The following is a 15664-nucleotide window of genomic DNA, read 5'->3' on the forward strand; positions in this document are numbered from 1 at the left end:
GGCCGGAGCACTATCTACGTCGCAAGCTCGAGGCCTAAGGGTGGATACGGCTTCCTGACCCTCCCCCGATGATCAGTCGGGGACTATCGCTCTTTGAAAGGACGCTAGTCGAGATACAAGGGTGGATAACGCTTTTTTATCCACCATCGGAGTCCTGCCCGACATCGCCGGTGGACAGAAAAACGCTGTCCACCCTACACAAGCCGGAACACCCTCCCACGACGCCCGCCCCGCGCGGGCGTCGTGCTTTCCGGCGGACCAAGGTGACTAGTCTTTTTGGAGGATTCAGCCGCGCTGCCGATCCCACACCATGCGTTCAAGCCCCGGAACTACGGGTCGACTGGATCAAGAACAACAAGGGCCAAGCGCATGAAATTCTCCCTGATCTATGAGGCACAGACGATCGACAGCAGCCGCGAAGGCGATCGTCGCATCTTCGACGAAACCGTCGAGCAGGCCGTGCTCGCCGACAAGCTCGGTTTCGACAATTTCTGGTGCGTGGAACACACCGCGCTGACCAACTACTCGCACATGTCCGCGCCGGAAACCATGCTCGCCTTCGTTGCCGGCAAGACCGAGCGCATCGGCATCGGCCACGGCGTGGTCTGCCTGCCGCCGGCGATGAACCACCCGGTGAAAGTGGCTGAGCGCATCGCCACCCTCGACCTGCTGTCCAAGGGCCGCGTGCACTTCGGCGTGGGCAAGGGCGGCACCCAGCAGGAAGCCGGCACCTTCGGCTACGACCTGGCCACCCTGCAGCCGCAGATCGACGAAGCCATGTACCTGATCCCGAAGATGTTCGTGCAGGACGAGATCGAACATAACGGCGACTTCGTGAAGATCCCCAAGCGCCCCATCCATCCCAAGCCCTACCAGGACCCGCACCCGCCGATGTACCTGGCGTGCACCAACACCGAGTCGCTGAAGAACGCCGGCGGCCGCGGCATGGGCGCCCTGGTGCTGGGCTTCGGCGGCCCCGAGGAAATCGCCAAGAAAGTGGCCGTGTACCACGAAGCCTGGGACAACCGTGACGAGAAGAACCAGGTCGGCTTCCGCCCGAATCGCCACATCGCCGCCCTGTGCCCGGCCATCGTTCTCGACGACAACGAGAAGGCCCGCCACATCGGCATCCGCGGCCAGCGCTACTTCATGGAGTCCCTGGCCTACTGGTACGCCGGCGGCGAACGTCCGGACCCGGAGAAGTGGAAGGACGACACCTTCGTCGACGGCAACGGCCAGGCGGTGATCAAGTCGCGCTTCGCCTCCGAAGAGGTCAAGGTCGACTTCTCCGATCCGACCATGGCGATGATGAACCCCAACCATGCCTACGGCACCGTGAACGACTGCATCGGCTACGTGCAGCGCCTGATCGATGCCGGCGCCGACGAAATCCTCTTCATCTGCCAGATGGGCACCGTGCCCCAGTGGGCGCAGCTGGAGACGCTGAAGAACATCGGCGAGCACGTGATTCCCTACTTCCGCAAACAGAAGGACTGACCTGAGCAGCGGAGTGAGGAATGGAGAACGGGCCTTCGGGCCCGTTTTCCTTTTATGGCGGCCTGGGGACGGGCGCGGCCCCGGCGATCTGGCGATGACAGCGACCGTTAGTCCGGCTGGACGATGCAGAGCTCCGGCGCGCATTGCATGTTCTGCGTGCCCGGCCGAATCCCGGCCGCTATCACTGCCTCATGAGGGCCCTTGCCGTGGAAAAGATCATCTACACCCTGTGGCGCAATCCCCAGGACAGTCTCGAATCCTTCTCCCAGCGCCTGCGTGGCGAAGTCGCCGAACAACTCTTCACCCTCGGCGCCCGTGGTCTCCAGGTGAACCTGGTGGACGCCGATGTGGCCCCTGCCGCCGGCCTGCGCCAGGAAAACAACCGGCCCTTGCCGGACGCCCTCCTGTCGCTCTGGGTCGATAGCGCCAACATCCTGTTCCGCCGTCCCGTGGACGAGGTCCTGGTCGCAACCTCCAGCCGCCTGGCGGCCTACCTGGTGAGCGAGTCGGTCGCGATCCGCAACACCCGCTTCCCGGCCCGCCCTGGCGAGCGCACCTACGGCTTCTCGCAGATCGCCTTCCTCAGCTGCCCGCCACGCCTGACCCGGGACGCCTGGCTGGATATCTGGCGCAATCACCACACCCCGGTGGCCATCGACACCCAGGACAACTTCCTCTACGTGCAGAACCTGGTGGTGCGCGCCCTGACCCACGGCGCCGCGCCGCTGGACGCCATCGTGGAAGAAGCCTTCCCGCCGGCCGCCATGACCGATCCCATGGCGTTCTTCGACGCGCCGGGGGACGAGGCGAAGTTCCAGCACAACCTCGCGGCGATGATGGAGAGCTGCCAGCGCTTCATCGATTTCGACAAGATCGACGTACTACCCACCAGTCAGTACCTGCTCAAGACCGCAGCGGCGGTCTGAGGCCCTCAGCCCGGCCAAGGGGCGCCGCGCGTATCGATCGTCACGCGCGGCGTCGCTGAGTCAGGCGTCCTCGTCCTCGCGCACCAGCACGCAGTGCAGGCCGTCTTCGTCTTCATTGCTGTCGTAGAGGTAGAACATCTGCACGTCGCCGCCGGCGGTGACCACTGCGACGAAGTCACCGGCATCGGCGAGGAAGAAGTCGCGGCTGTCGGGGGAGGCCTGGCACTCGATCAGGGCGGTGACGAAGGAGGCCGGGTCGATATCGCCGAAATAGTCCTCGCGCTCCTGGGGGCTCCATTGGGCCGGAACCTGGAACGGGCCGGTGAAGAGGATGCGGGCATCGCCCAGGTCCTCTTCCTCGGCATCCAGGTCGTTCTCGTCGGGGCGATAGAGCGTGCAGTCCAGTGCGTCGGCATGGCCGAGCACGGCCTGACGGGCGGCCATGCGCTTTTCCGGGTCGAGCCCGGCGGCCAGGCAGATCTGGGCCCAGCTGTCTTGTTCGCGTGGAGACACGGGGGTGTTCCTTCTGGGTGGGGAGTAGAAAGTAGTCTAGTGTCAGGCAGCGCTCGACGCGGAGCAATTGCCTGTTGCGCATGGGGCCCCGCGCTCACAAAAAACCGCAAGGCTGGCTAGGCTGTAATGCACGGCCAGCGCCCCCCGGGCGACATCGTCCCGCCATCCCTGTCACCTGGCCAAGCGACGGCCGCCCTTGGTCGCGACAGGAGAAACGCCATGAAACCCCTTCAGCTCCTTGCCCTGGGCAGCCTTGCGGTTTGCCTATCCAGCCAGGCCGGAGTCGCCATCGAAAAGAACATGAGCCTCGAGATCGCCAGCGAGATCGCCAGCGCCACGGTGAAGGACTGCGCCACCAAGGGCTACAACGTCACGGCTGCGGTGGTGGACCGTGCCGGCGGCGTGCGGGTCATCCTCCGCGCCGACAAGGCCGGCCCGCACACCCTCGACTCCGCCCGGCGCAAGGCCTACACCGCCGCCTCCACCAAGCGCAGCACCAGCGAAATGCTGGAAAACGTGCAGAAGAACCCCGCGGCCCAGCACCTGCCGATGATCGACGGTTTCCTGGTGGTGGCCGGCGGCGTGCCGGTGAAAGTGGGTGACGACGTGATCGGCGCCGTGGGCGTCGGCGGCGCCCCCGGTGGGAACCTGGACGAGCAATGCGCCAACGCCGGCCTGGCGGCGGTGAAGGATCAGCTCAAGTAGCGGCCGCGGTCAGAACCGTGCCAACTGCATTTCCCGCAGGCGACTCAGGGTGCGGCGGAAGGGAAATTCCAGGTAACCCTCGGTGTAGAGGCGCTCCATTGGCACGGACGCCTCCACGTGCAGGGGAATCCGCCGGTCGTAGCACTCGTCCACCAGGGCGATGAAGCGGCGCACGCCATCGTCATGCACCGAAAGCTGCGGCAGCTCCCGGTCCCCTGCGGCCACCCGTTCGACGCCGTCCTCGGTGCCACGGGCGATGCGCCCTTCACGGCGGGCGGCGCTGAGGTTCGGCACCTCGCCCAGGAAAATGGCCGGGAAGCGGTCGCACAGGGCGATGAAGTCCAGCGCGGCCAGGGGTTGCTCGCACAGATCGGCGTAGCGGAACCAGGCCGCCGCCGGGCAACGCCGCACCACCGGCACCTGGCGATGGCCCAGCTCCAGCGGCTCGCTGCAGACCTCCTGCCCGGCCGCCAGGCGCTCGAACACCTGCGCCAGGGCGCTGGGTCGACCCGCTTCGGCCACCCAGTAACGCTGATGGGCGACGCCGGGATGCAGGCGATGGTCCTGGCCGCCGTCCACCGCCACCACCTCCATGTGCCGTTCGATGGCGGCGATGGCCGGGACGAAGCGCTCGCGATTGAAGCCGTCGGCATAGAGCTGCTGCGGCGGCTGGTTGGAGGTGGCGACCATGGCCACGCCCTCCGCGAACATCAGCTGCAGCAGGCGGCCGAGCAGCATGGCATCGCCGATGTCATTGACGAAGAGTTCATCGAAGCACAGCACCCGCACCTCGCGGCCCAGTTCGCGGGCCAGGGCCTGCAGCGGGTCGGGGGTGCCGGTGAGCTGGAACAGGCGCTGGTGAACCCAGCGCATGAAGTGATGGAAATGCTGGCGCCGTGCCGGAACCTTGAGGCTCTGGTGGAAGCGGTCCATCAGCCAGGTCTTGCCACGCCCCACCGGGCCCCAGAGGTAGACACCGGTCACCTGGCCGGCCTGGTGCAACGCCTCGTGGCACAGCTGCAGGCAGTCGACCGCGTGGCGCTGGGCCGGGTCAGGCTGGAAGCCGCCCTGCTCCAGGGCATGCTGGTAGGCGGCAAGGGGGGATTCGAAAGTCATGGCGCCGCATTGTGCGGGTTGGGCCGGGAGAAGCAAGGGCCGCGCCGGCTATTGTAGGAGCGAATTCATTCGCGAAGGGCCGCGCAGCGGCCCGTGGGTCCGCATCGCGAATGAATTCGCTCCTACAGCCGTGTAGGGTGGATAGCGCTTTTCTATCCACCAGCGAAGCCATGCAGAACGCCGATGGTGGAAATCCCAAAAGGGATTTCCACCCTACCCACTTGAAACTTCGGAACGAGTCAGAACTGCTCCAGCGCCAGCAGGTCGGAGAGGGGCTGGCGGCGGCGGATCAGGCGGACCTCATCTCCATCCACCAGCACTTCCGGCAGCAGCGGACGGCTGTTGTAGTTGGACGACATGGAAGCGCCGTAGGCTCCGGTGTCGTGGATCAGCAGCAGGTCACCGACCTGGGCCGCCGGCAGCGGACGCGGGGCCACCAGGCCGCCGTCATGCTGGGTGAAGACGTCGCCGGACTCGCACAGCGGGCCCGCTACAACTGTCTTGCGCTGCGGGGCGGACACCGGGTTGCCGGCGTCGTCCAGCAGGGTCATGTCGTGGAAGCTGCCGTACATGGCCGGGCGCATCAGGTCGTTGAAACCGGCGTCCACCAGCACGAAGTGGTTGTCGCCCACGTCCTTGACCGCACGCACTTCGCTGAGCAGGCAACCGGACTCGGCCACCAGGAAGCGCCCCGGTTCCAGTTCCAGGCGCACCGGGTGCTTGACGATGCCCTCGATCTCGCGGCGGGCCTGGTTCCAGAGCTCGGCATAGCGCGGGATGTCCACCCGCGCATCGCCCTCGCGGTAGGGGATGGACAGGCCGCCGCCGGCGGAGATGGCTTCGAGATCGCAGCCCAGGTCACGCACCGCGTTCACCATGGCGCCGCAGACTTCTTCCAGGTGGCTGTAATCGACACCGGAGCCGATGTGCATGTGCAAGCCCACCAGCACCAGGCCGTAGTCACGGATCACCGCCATGGCGGCGTCCAGCTGGCTGTGCCAGATGCCGTGCTTGCTGTTCTCGCCGCCGGTGTTGGTCTTCTGGCTGTGGCCATGGCCGAAACCGGGGTTGATGCGCAGCCAGACGCGGTGGCCAGGGCTTTGCTGGCCCAGCTGGGTGAGCATGTCGATGGAGCCGACGTTGACCTCGATGCCCAGTTCCACGGCGCGCTTCAGGGTGGCGCGGTCCAGCAGGTCGCAGGTCAGCACCACGCCCGCCGGCTCGCCCTTGGGCGAATAACCGGCCAACAGCGCACGCTCGATTTCGCCGAGGGACACCGCATCCACCTGCACGCCCTCTTCACGCATCAGGCGCAGGATGCTCAGGTTGGAGCAGGCCTTCTGGGCGAAGCGGATCACGTCGAAGCCCTTGAGCTGGGCGATGCGCTCGCGGATCACGGCGGCGTCGTAGCACCAGAGCGGGGTGCCGTGTTCACGGGCGAGGTTGGCGAGGGTAGCGGCGGGGATATTCGGGCGCATGGCGGCCTCCGGAATCAGGATGGCGTCATGATGGCGAGCACGAGCAATTCAATAAAATACCAATTTGTTCAGCTACCATTCATTGCTGATATGCATTGATGCCCGCAATCGAGTGCCCCATGGACCTTTCCATCCGCCATATCGAAGTCTTCCGCGCGGTGATGACCGCCGGCAGCGTGACCGGCGCCGCGCGCCTGCTGTTCACCTCGCAACCCACGGTGAGCCGCGAGTTGGCGCGCTTCGAGCACCTTTTGGGCTTTCGCCTGTTCGACCGCGAGGGCGGTCGCCTGGCCCCCACCGCCCAGGGCCTGGCGCTGTTCGATGAAGTGCAGCGCTCCTATGCCGGCCTGGAGCGCATCGTCGGCGCGGCCCAGGCCATCCGCCGTTTCGACCAGGGCCAGTTGGCCATCACCGGCCTGCCGGTATTCGCCCAGACCCTGCTGCCCGCCTTCTGCCAGGCCTTCCTCGAACGCCATCCCGGCGTGAGCCTGGCCATCAGCGCCCAGGAATCGCCCCTGCTGGAGGAGTCGCTGAGCGGCCAGCGCCATGACCTGGGCCTGTCGGAGACCGACGTGCAGCCTCGCGGAACCCGGGGTTCGACCCTGTTCGCCGCGGATATGGTCTGTGTCCTGCCGGAGGGCCACGAGCTTCTGGCGAAGGCTGAACTCACCCTGGCGGATTTTCACGGCCGGCCCTTCATCAGCCTGGCCGGCCTGGACATCTACCGGCAGAGCCTGGACGCCCACTTCCTCGCCGCCGGAGTGGAACGCCGGATGGTGGTGGAGACCAGCACCGCCGCCTCGGTCTGCGCCATGGTCCGCCAGGGGCTGGGTCTGGCCATCGTCAACCCGCTGAGCGCCCTGGACGAAGCCGGGCGCGGGTTGCAGATCCGCCGGCTGCAGACCTCGATTCCATTCCGGGTGCAATTGATCCGGCCGGAATACCGGCCCTCCTCGGCGCTGGTGGATGAGGCGCAGGAGGTGCTGCAGCTGCAGGCGGGAAGGATGATTCGGGGGCTGGAGGAGCAATTGGGCAGGCGGGGCTGATGCCCACTTTCTGGGTTCCACGCGAATTTGAGGGAACAGGTGGGGCTCGCGCGGATTGGCAATTCGGTGTGAGTGAACCCAGGTTGAATCCGCGCGGCCGGACACAGCCCTCACCCCCGGCCCCCGCCCTGCGCCCCGGCCCGATCGCTTCGCGCTCAGGCGTTCATCGGCACCGGAAGCGGTGCTTCCGAAACGTGCCTCTTCACCCCGGAGGGAGAGGGGTGACTCGCGCCGGATGCGATGAATCATTCCTGATGCAAACTCGCTGTCTGCCAGTTTGCAGAAAAGGTGGGGCGGGAACTCCGCCCCGTCAGGAGGCCGAGCGGAATCGTTGCGTAGGGGGACGAGCGGCATGGATGCCGCGAGAGGCGTGTGGGGCCTTGGATGGCCCCTCACGCCGGGCCCCCGGAGCAACGATGGAGGGAGGGGAGTCCGGCGAAGCCGGACCCGGATGCAGGGGCAAGCCTTTTGGTTCCTTTTTGGGGGGCGGCCATCCGGCGTTTGAAAAAGGGACTCGCCCGGGTGGGCGAAACAGAAACCCAAAGCCCACTCGGCAATGAGCTGAACCACCGGACAACAAGCCAAGTCCTCTCCCCGAATTCTTAGAAGTGCCTCTTTCCGCCACGCACCGAAGCACCAACAATGACACTCCGGCCCCACCTCGGGCCGGGCTGAACAACGCGAGGCAAGCAGAATATGAAGTCCCCCGGCGGCATGTTGCTGACAGGCATCGAGCTGGACCGCACCAGCAGCGTCCCCCTCTACCGCCAGCTCTACCTCCAGGTACGCAAGCAGATCCTCGCCGGCCGGCTGCCGGGCGGCACGCGCCTGCCCTCCACGCGCACACTGTGCAAGGAGCTGGAGCTGTCGCGGATCACCATTCTCAACGCCTTCGACGAGCTGACCGCCGAAGGCTTCCTGGCCCCGCGTACCGGCGCCGGCACCTATGTCGGCAGCGAGTGGGAAGGCCGCGACTCGGCGGCCGACGCCCCGCCCAAGCCACCGCGCCTGTCGAGCCTGGGCCAGTCCGTGCTGTCGCTGCGCAGCGAGCACTTCGGTGGCGTGTCCTACGCCGCCTGGGACCCCGAGTGCCCGACCTCCTTCCTGCCCAGCCATCCCGCCTACGATGCTTTCCCGATGCCGGTCTGGCGGCGCCTGATGAATCGCCACCTGCGCCAGCCGACCAAGCCCCTGCTCGGCTACGGCGAGCTGAAAGGCCTGCTGCGCCTGCGCGAAGCCATCGTCGAATACGTCTTCGATGCCCGTGGCATCGAGTGCAGCGTCGATCAGGTGGTGATCGTCTCCGGCGCCCAGCAGGCCTTCAACATCCTCGGCATGATGCTGCTCGATGCCCAGGACGGGGTGTGGATGGAAGACCCCGGCCACATCGCCGCGCGCATCGCCTTCCAGGCCCAGGGAGGCCGCCTGGTCCCGCTGCGCATCGACGACCAGGGGCTGGACGTGCAGCAAGGCCTGCGTGAATGTCCCGAGGCCCGCCTGGCCTTCACCACGCCCTCGCGCCAGCATCCTCTGGGCACCACCATGAGCTATGCCCGCCGCCAGGAGCTGATCGAGTGGGCGGGCCGCGGCCACGGCTGGATAGTCGAAGACGACTGCGACAGCGAGTTCCGCTATGTCGGCCGCCCCCTGCCGGCGCTCTTCGCCATGGACCAATGGCAGAAGGTCATCTACGTCGGCACCTTCAGCAAGGTGCTCTACCCCTCCCTGCGGCTGGGCTACGTGATCCTCCCCGAGGCGCTGGTGGAACCCTTCTGCGCCATCCGCGCGGTGATGGACCGCAGCCCCTCCACGCTGCACCAGGCGACGACGGCCGACTTCATGGAGGAAGGTCACTTCCTCGGCCATATCCGCCGCATGCGCGCGCTCTACCAGGCCCGCCAGGAACGCCTGGTGGAACAGTTGCGGGGTCAACTGGGCGGTTTCCTCGAAGTCGCCCCGGTAGCGGCAGGCCTGCACCTGATCGGCTGGCTGGGCGAGAAGGTGGACGATGACGCCGTCGCCCAGGGACTGGCCCGGCAGCAGATCTACACCTATGCGCTGGGCGACTACTGCCTCAGGCGCTACCTGCCACCGGGGCTGCTCATCGGATTTGCCGGCACCCCCGAGGAACAGGCCGGGGAGAAGGTCGAGGCCCTGGCCCGGGCCCTGGAAAGGCTCGGGCACCGTCTGTAGCGGGCCACGATCAAAGTGGTCATAACAATTAAAAAATAATGGCTATATCGATAGCGCCATTCCGGAGAGATAAAGGCAGCGCCGGGCAAACCGGCACCTTTTTCAGGAATGACAAGAATGAACGCTATCCAAGCCCGCTTTGCGGCCCTGCTGCGCCACAACGCCGGCAGCGAAGCCCCACCGCCGCTGCTGACGCCCGCCCTTGCCGGCCGCCTCCTCGAACGCCTCGACGGCATCCGCCTGTTCGCCCATGGCTACCCGCTGCTGACCAACCTCACGCAGCTGCGGATCAAACCGGAAGACATGCTGGATTTCGCCTACCGCCACGAACTCCAGGGCCTTTCCCTGCATCTGCTGGACGGTGAAGAGAACAGCCTGTCGCGGATGATCCCCGCCCAGCTCCAGGCCTTCGCCGACAAGGCCCGCGCCCTGGGCCTGGACGTTCACCTGGAAATCAGCAGCACGCGCCGCGAAGACGTCGACCAGGTGGTGGCCATCGCACGGGCCATCGGCACCCGCAACATTCGCGTCTATTCCCGCTACGAAGGCCACCTGTCGCGGGTCATGGCGATAATCGAGACGGACCTGCGCTACCTCAGCGAGCTGGCCGACCGCTACGACCTGCACTTCGACTTCGAGCAGCACGAGGAGCTCAAGAGCTTCGAGATCGCCCAGCTGCTGCGCCAGGTCGGCAATCCGCGCCTGAACGCGCTGTTCGACTTCGGCAACATGATCAATGCCTGCGAGCAGCCGCTGCCGGCATTGCAGGCACTGGCCCCCTATATCCGCCAGGTGCACCTCAAGGGCGTGCGCATCGTCCCCGAGCAGAACGGCTTCGGCCACTACGGCGTGCTGCACGGCAGTCCGGAAGACGACCTGCCCGGCGCGCGGATGCTGTTCGAACTGCTGATGCTCGGCGATGGGACGCCCCAGGTGGTCGCCTTCATCCTGGAACAGGAAAACCACTACATCGCCCCGGCCTTCCGCCAGTCGGACGAGGCCGAAGATCCGTTCATCCCCTACCGGGAAATGAGCGAGACCGGCCTGCCGCCAGGCTACACGGTGGAACGCATGGTGGCCGACGAGCACCGCTGGGCGAACAACCAGGTACGCCATGTGCGCGGCCTGCTCACCGAGCTGCGCGTGCTGGCCGAACTGACCCTGGCCGAAGCCGGCCAATCCCCTGCCTGAGCCGCCCCTGGCGACAGGTGACCTTCCAATCCGGAAACTGTGGAGAACAACAATGACAGCACAGGCCAAAGCCAAATGGCTCAGGTTGCTGGTCCTCGTCCTTGGTGGCGGGACCATCTACAAGCTGGCGAACCTCAAGGACGCCTTCTACATCCCCATGCAGGAGCACATGGGGCTGACCCATACCGAGATCGGCGCCCTGCTCAGCGCCAACGCCATCATCGCCACCGCGCTCTTCGTGGTCGGCGGCTTCCTGGCGGACCGTTTCACCACCCGCAAGCTGATTCCCCTGGGCCTGATCGGCACGGGCTGCCTGGGCCTCTACCTGGCCACCTTCCCTGGCTATAGCCAGTTGCTGATCGTCTTCAGCCTGTTGGCCATCTGCGCCGACTGCCTGTTCTGGCCGTCGCTGCTCAAGGCCATCCGCAACCTGGGTGACGACGGCGAGCAGGGACGGATGTTCGGCTTCCTCGAAGGCGGCCGTGGCGTGATCGATACCGCGGTGGCCTTCGCCGCCCTGGGCGTGTTCGTCGCCATGGGCTCCGGCGCCGCCGGCCTGAAGTCGGCCATCCTGTTCTACGCGGCGATCGACATCGGCGTCGGCCTGCTGACTTTCTTCCTCCTCCGGGACAGCAAGGCGAGCGGCCCCAGCGGCGAGACCGTCGGCCTGGCCGGCCTGCTGGAAGCCGTGCGCGTGCCGGGCATCTGGCTGGTCAGCCTGAACGTGTTCATGGTCTACATCGTCTACTGCGGCCTGACCTACTTCATCCCCTACCTGAAGGACATGTACCAGCTGCCGGTGGCCCTCGTCGGCGCCTATGGGATCATCAACCAGTACTTCCTCAAGGTGCTGGGCGGCCCGGCCGGCGGCTTCATGGCGGACAAGGGCCTCAAGAGCCCGAGCCGCTACCTGAAGTGGGCGTTCCTGGCGCTGCTGCCGATGATGGCACTGATCCTGACCATTCCCACCGGGGCGGACTTCATCTATGCGGGCATGGCCGCCACCCTGTCGTTCGCGCTGATCGTCTTCACCATGCGCGGCGTGTTCTGGGCGCCCATGAGCGAAGTGGGCATTCCCTCGCGCATCACCGGCTCGGCCTTCGGCATCGGCTGCCTGATCGGCTATGCGCCGGGCATGTTCGCCTACATCATCTACGGCTCCATCCTGGACCAGTATCCAGGCCAGCAGGGCTACACCTACGTGTTCAGCCTGATGAGCGTGCTGGCGGTGATCGGCTTCCTGGTCTCCAGCCTGCTGCACCGGACGGTGCGCAAGCACGCCGCCAGCCAGGTGCAAGGGGTGACGGCCCAGGCCTGATGCCCGCCGGGCAGCCGAAACGAAGAAGCCAGCCCCCGGGGCTGGCTTCTGCTTTCAGGGCAACGGCGCGATGCGCCGCCCGGTCATCGGCGATTGGCCACGGCCGAGGCCGGGACGGCACCGCTGGTGCCGGTCTCCATCCAGCGACGCATGCGGGTGGCGTCGGCCATGTGGGTGTACTTGCCGAAGGCGTCCAGCAGCACCAGGGCCATCTGGTGCTGGTTCATGCGGGTCAGCATCACCAGGCAGTGTCCGGCTTCGTCGGTGTAGCCGGTCTTGGTCATCTGGATGCTCCAGTCAGCCTTGCGCACCAGGTTGTTGGTATTGCGGAAGCCCAGGCTGTAGCGCGGCTTGACGAAGTTCACCACCTTGGACGAGGTGGTGCTGTACTGGGTCATCAGCGGGAACTTGCGGGTCTCCTTGAGCAGGCGCACCAGGTCATTGGCGGTGGAGACGTTGAAGGGCGACAGGCCGGTGGGCTCGACGTAACGGGTATTGGCCATGCCCAGGGCGCGGGCCTTGGCGTTCATCGCCTTGATGAAGGCCGAGTAGCCGCCCGGGTAGTTATGGGCCAGGGTCGAGGTGGCGCGGTTCTCCGAAGACATCAGGGCGATATGCAGGAGTTCCCCACGGCTGAGCTGGCTGCCCAGGCGCACGCGGGAGTAGACCCCTTTCATTTCCTTGTTCTCGCGGATGGTGACCGTGAGCACCTCATCCAGGGGCTGCTTGGCCTCCAGCACCACCACCGCCACCATCAGCTTGGTCACCGAGGCGATGGGCATCACCCGCGCGGGGTTGCGCGCATAGAGCACCTGGTCACTGGCAAGGTCCACCAGCACGGCGCTGCGGGAAGACAGCTTCAGTTTTGCCGGGTCGCGCGCTGGCAGGGGCTGTTCGGCAGCCTGAATAGGGGTACCTGCCAGCATGAGCACGCAGGAACCCAGAACGAACAGCTTAGTGATCGAACTACGAATATTCACGATGCTTCCAATGGAAAAGGGGCCGCGAAAGTGGGGCCCCACGAAGAAAAAGTATAGGAACGAAGACGGCGAAATACGCAGCACCTTCTGTCGTCGGGGCGCGATTTTGCGCCTTTGGTCGGATGATCGCCAGTGCCGGAGGATGGCGGCGACGGGACGTGCGGATCAGCGGATCGAGGCGCCGCGCTCGGCCAGCAGTTCGCGCAGCAGGGAACGGTGGCAGCGGTGTTCGTCCTCGCAGTAGCAGCCCACGGCGAAATGGCTGCTGTGGGACAGGGCCGCCAGCAGGTCCAGCACCCGCGCGCCCTCGCCCCCTTCCATTTCGGCGCGGTAGCGCTTGGCGAAGCGCGCCCAGTCCGCTTCGTTTTCGGCGGCCTTGCCTTGCGCCATCAGTTCGGCGCTCGGCGCCAGCAGGGGCAGCCAGGTGTCGTAGTAGTCGCGGCTGGCGAACTCGGCCTTGGGCACGCCGCGGGGCGGCCGACGCACGGTGCCGATGCGCGGCCCCTCATCGGCGGCCCTTGGCGCTCCCAGACGAACGATGCTGATGCTCATTTGCCCTCCTCCTCAGCGGCTGCTGCCGGGCAGTTCGCGGAAGTCGTCACTCCTGTCCATGGCCTGCAGCGCCTCCAGCAGCTTGGCCGTGGGCCTGGCCAGCTTGCGTTGTTCCAGGTCGAACCAGCCGACGGTGGACGTCACCCGCGCGGCCAATACGCCCTGGCGGAAGAACTCGTTGCGCAGCAGCATCCGGCTGCCATCGGCCGAGAGGCCGGCGGCGCGCATGGTGATGTCCAGTTCCTCGAGCAGATGGATCTCGCGGAAGTACTCGATCTCGTCCTTCATCACCACCGGGCCCAGGCGCAGGCGACGGAACTCGGACATGGGGAAACCGAAATCGGCGAAGTACATCATGCGCACGTCGGCGGACTTGTCGAGGTAGGCCGTGTTGCGCATGTGGGAGTTGAAGTCCATGTCGCCCCAGCCGGCGATAAGGGTCTTCTGGTACATGAGTGGAGTCTCCGCTGCGTGGGTGGTGAGGCTCACTTTATGACCGCCGGACCCTTTGCAATACTGGCGCGATTGACAACTTTGGTACCGATCTCGCCATGAAAGTCACCGTCCTCGCCCTCGAAGGGGTTATCGACACCGGCCTGGCCGCCGTCCTCGACGCCCTGACCACCGCCAATGAGCTGTCCGCCTTGCACGGCCTGCCCTGTCCCCGGTTCGAGGTGGCCCTGGCGGGGGTCCGGCCCGAGGTGAACAGCGCCCTCGGATTCGGCGTGCCGGTGCGCCCGGTGGCGGAATGCCCGGCGCCGGACTGGGTGCTGGTCCCGGCCATGGGCTACAAGATGCCCGAGCCGCTGCAGGCGGCCCTGGCACGGGCGGACGTGGCCGATGCCGTCGCCACCCTGCGCGGCTGGGCCGAAGGAGGCGCGCGCATCGCCGCCGCCTGCATCGGCACCTTCGTGCTGGCCGAGAGTGGCCTGCTGGATGGTCATGAAGCCACCACCACCTGGTGGCTCACGCCGCTGTTCCGGCAACGTTATCCACAGGTGCGGCTGGACGCCGGGCGGATGATCGTCAGCGCCGGCCAGGTGGTGACCGCCGGCGCCGCCCTCAGCCACCTCGACCTGACGCTCTGGCTGATCCGCCAGACCAGCCCGGAACTGGCCGCCCTGGTGGCGCGCTACCTGATCGTCGACGCCCGCCCCTCGCAATCGGCCTACGCCCTCTCCGATCACCTGGCCCATGCCGACCCGCTGGTGCAGCGCTTCGACCGCTGGGCGCGCGAACGCCTGGCCGAGGGCTTCAACCTCGACGCGGCGGCCAGCGAACTGGCCACCAGCAAGCGCACGCTCGCCCGGCGCATCCGCGAGGTGCTGGGCAAGACGCCCCTGGCCTATGTGCAGGACCTGCGCATCGAGCGTGCCGTGCACCTGCTGAAAACCAGCGAGCACAGCGTCGACCAGGTTGCCGGCCTGGTGGGCTATGCCGACGGCGTGACCTTGCGCACCCTGCTGCGCAAGCGGCTGGGCAAGGGCATCCGCGAATTGCGCGCCGGCTGAACCACCGGCGCTATCCGTTCACTCGGGCAGGCCGAACCAGCTGGAAATGACCTTGAACTGCTCCGGGATGGGCGCCGTGACCGTTTCGAACACGCGCCGGTAACCGGTGGAGAGAATCTGCCAGGCGCCGTCGCGCTTGACGTACTCGTCCTGGTAGAACGCCGTGCCGTGCACCATCCAGCCGTTCTCCGTGTCGATCACATGATCCTCCAGGTACCAGCTGCCCCGGGCCCGATCGGGCGCGACCAACTCGATTTCCGGGTGATGCCCCTGATGCTTGGACAGCAGGGTCGGCCGGTCCATCAGCCCACGCAGGCCCTCGACAAAACCGGCGCGACCGGAAAAAGCGTACTTGCCGCTGTCCAGCGCGGTGGTCACGTCTTCGGCCACACAGGTTTCGAACAGGGCCCAGTCATGGCAATCGATCGCCCTGAAATAGCGGTACTTCAACTGTTTGATCTGCTCGATTTCCAGAAGGGTTTCAACGGCGTCGGCCATCTCTGCTGCTCCATGTTAGGGGAACGCCCAACCTAGCCGGCGCTACCCGTCCCCTCATCGTCCGAGGGGACTAGCGCCCCGCGCGACGGCCAATAGTCCGATCGGCCGATGCCCCTCGGCCCCGGCGATGCGAGCTTCGC

General features: G+C 66.3%; 15 protein-coding genes. 8 read left to right on the forward strand and 7 right to left on the reverse strand.

All coding sequences use genetic code 11. The features are described 5' to 3' along the window. The first annotated feature begins 369 nt into the window (after positions 1–369). Together ACFW0H_RS16300 and ACFW0H_RS16305 are read left to right on the forward strand one after the other, a co-directional pair. Positions 370–1497: an LLM class flavin-dependent oxidoreductase gene (locus ACFW0H_RS16300; RefSeq protein WP_422914912.1), complete on the forward strand. Its 1128-nt coding sequence runs from the start codon at positions 370–372 to the stop codon at positions 1495–1497. Positions 1498–1703: 206 nt separating this feature from the next. After that, positions 1704–2423: an EthD domain-containing protein gene (locus ACFW0H_RS16305; RefSeq protein WP_422914913.1), complete on the forward strand. Its 720-nt coding sequence runs from the start codon at positions 1704–1706 to the stop codon at positions 2421–2423. Positions 2424–2483: 60 nt separating this feature from the next. On the opposite strand, the gene ACFW0H_RS16310 is transcribed toward ACFW0H_RS16305, so the two are convergent. Next, positions 2484–2867, reverse strand: a complete 384-nt coding sequence (locus ACFW0H_RS16310; protein ID WP_422915088.1) for a hypothetical protein — start codon at positions 2865–2867, stop codon at positions 2484–2486. 288 nt (positions 2868–3155) lie between these two features. Between ACFW0H_RS16310 and ACFW0H_RS16315 the strand changes: the two genes are divergently transcribed. Then, the gene (locus tag ACFW0H_RS16315) at positions 3156–3641 is read left to right on the forward strand and encodes a GlcG/HbpS family heme-binding protein (protein ID WP_422914914.1); all 486 of its coding nucleotides are present in this window, start codon (positions 3156–3158) and stop codon (positions 3639–3641) included. Positions 3642–3650: 9 nt separating this feature from the next. Here the strand turns inward: ACFW0H_RS16315 and zapE are convergent, their stop codons facing one another. Beyond that, the gene (gene zapE, locus ACFW0H_RS16320) at positions 3651–4757 is read right to left on the reverse strand and encodes a cell division protein ZapE (protein ID WP_422914915.1); all 1107 of its coding nucleotides are present in this window, start codon (positions 4755–4757) and stop codon (positions 3651–3653) included. A gap of 239 nt (positions 4758–4996) precedes the next feature. Then, the gene (lysA, locus tag ACFW0H_RS16325; RefSeq protein WP_422914916.1) at positions 4997–6235 is read right to left on the reverse strand and encodes a diaminopimelate decarboxylase; all 1239 of its coding nucleotides are present in this window, start codon (positions 6233–6235) and stop codon (positions 4997–4999) included. A gap of 119 nt (positions 6236–6354) precedes the next feature. On the opposite strand from lysA, the gene ACFW0H_RS16330 reads away from it, so the two are divergent. From ACFW0H_RS16330 to ACFW0H_RS16345, 4 genes are all read left to right on the forward strand, one after another. Beyond that, positions 6355–7281, forward strand: coding sequence for a LysR family transcriptional regulator (locus ACFW0H_RS16330; protein ID WP_422914917.1), 927 nt, complete (start codon positions 6355–6357; stop codon positions 7279–7281). Positions 7282–7977: 696 nt separating this feature from the next. Next, positions 7978–9474: a MocR-like pyridoxine biosynthesis transcription factor PdxR gene (gene pdxR / locus ACFW0H_RS16335; protein WP_422914918.1), complete on the forward strand. Its 1497-nt coding sequence runs from the start codon at positions 7978–7980 to the stop codon at positions 9472–9474. Between the two features lie 117 nt (positions 9475–9591). Then, positions 9592–10665, forward strand: coding sequence for a sugar phosphate isomerase/epimerase family protein (locus ACFW0H_RS16340; protein ID WP_422914919.1), 1074 nt, complete (start codon positions 9592–9594; stop codon positions 10663–10665). 52 nt (positions 10666–10717) lie between these two features. Beyond that, entirely contained in the window at positions 10718–11983 is a 1266-nt protein-coding gene (locus ACFW0H_RS16345) for an MFS transporter (RefSeq protein WP_422914920.1), read from the forward strand. Positions 11984–12066: 83 nt separating this feature from the next. Here the strand turns inward: ACFW0H_RS16345 and pbpG are convergent, their stop codons facing one another. From pbpG to ACFW0H_RS16360, 3 genes are all read right to left on the reverse strand, one after another. Continuing rightward, a complete protein-coding gene (pbpG, locus tag ACFW0H_RS16350) occupies positions 12067–12963 on the reverse strand; it encodes a D-alanyl-D-alanine endopeptidase (RefSeq protein ID WP_422914921.1) in 897 nt (298 codons plus the stop codon). 165 nt (positions 12964–13128) lie between these two features. Next, on the reverse strand, positions 13129–13515 hold the full coding sequence (locus tag ACFW0H_RS16355; protein ID WP_422914922.1) for a DUF488 domain-containing protein: 387 nt from the start codon (positions 13513–13515) through the stop codon (positions 13129–13131). A gap of 12 nt (positions 13516–13527) precedes the next feature. Next, the gene (locus ACFW0H_RS16360) at positions 13528–13968 is read right to left on the reverse strand and encodes a thioesterase family protein (RefSeq protein ID WP_422914923.1); all 441 of its coding nucleotides are present in this window, start codon (positions 13966–13968) and stop codon (positions 13528–13530) included. A gap of 98 nt (positions 13969–14066) precedes the next feature. On the opposite strand from ACFW0H_RS16360, the gene ACFW0H_RS16365 reads away from it, so the two are divergent. Next, entirely contained in the window at positions 14067–15026 is a 960-nt protein-coding gene (locus ACFW0H_RS16365; protein ID WP_422914924.1) for a GlxA family transcriptional regulator, read from the forward strand. 18 nt (positions 15027–15044) lie between these two features. On the opposite strand, the gene ACFW0H_RS16370 is transcribed toward ACFW0H_RS16365, so the two are convergent. Beyond that, a complete protein-coding gene (locus ACFW0H_RS16370; RefSeq protein ID WP_044871850.1) occupies positions 15045–15524 on the reverse strand; it encodes a nuclear transport factor 2 family protein in 480 nt (159 codons plus the stop codon). Between the last annotated feature and the right edge of the window lie 140 nt (positions 15525–15664).

The organism is Metapseudomonas cellulosilytica (assembly GCF_049334135.1).
Lineage (GTDB): Bacteria > Pseudomonadota > Gammaproteobacteria > Pseudomonadales > Pseudomonadaceae > Metapseudomonas.

Coding starts and splice junctions, on each gene's coding strand:
- ACFW0H_RS16340 (WP_422914919.1), top strand. CDS start 9,592: ATGAACGCTATCCAAGCCCGCTTTGCGGCCCTGCTGCGCCACAACGCC.
- ACFW0H_RS16330 (WP_422914917.1), top strand. CDS start 6,355: ATGGACCTTTCCATCCGCCATATCGAAGTCTTCCGCGCGGTGATGACC.
- ACFW0H_RS16365 (WP_422914924.1), top strand. CDS start 14,067: ATGAAAGTCACCGTCCTCGCCCTCGAAGGGGTTATCGACACCGGCCTG.
- ACFW0H_RS16310 (WP_422915088.1), bottom strand. CDS start 2,867: ATGGCCGCCCGTCAGGCCGTGCTCGGCCATGCCGACGCACTGGACTGC.
- ACFW0H_RS16355 (WP_422914922.1), bottom strand. CDS start 13,515: ATGAGCATCAGCATCGTTCGTCTGGGAGCGCCAAGGGCCGCCGATGAG.
- pdxR (WP_422914918.1), top strand. CDS start 7,978: ATGAAGTCCCCCGGCGGCATGTTGCTGACAGGCATCGAGCTGGACCGC.
- ACFW0H_RS16315 (WP_422914914.1), top strand. CDS start 3,156: ATGAAACCCCTTCAGCTCCTTGCCCTGGGCAGCCTTGCGGTTTGCCTA.
- ACFW0H_RS16300 (WP_422914912.1), top strand. CDS start 370: ATGAAATTCTCCCTGATCTATGAGGCACAGACGATCGACAGCAGCCGC.
- lysA (WP_422914916.1), bottom strand. CDS start 6,235: ATGCGCCCGAATATCCCCGCCGCTACCCTCGCCAACCTCGCCCGTGAA.
- zapE (WP_422914915.1), bottom strand. CDS start 4,757: ATGACTTTCGAATCCCCCCTTGCCGCCTACCAGCATGCCCTGGAGCAG.
- ACFW0H_RS16345 (WP_422914920.1), top strand. CDS start 10,718: ATGACAGCACAGGCCAAAGCCAAATGGCTCAGGTTGCTGGTCCTCGTC.
- ACFW0H_RS16360 (WP_422914923.1), bottom strand. CDS start 13,968: ATGTACCAGAAGACCCTTATCGCCGGCTGGGGCGACATGGACTTCAAC.
- ACFW0H_RS16370 (WP_044871850.1), bottom strand. CDS start 15,524: ATGGCCGACGCCGTTGAAACCCTTCTGGAAATCGAGCAGATCAAACAG.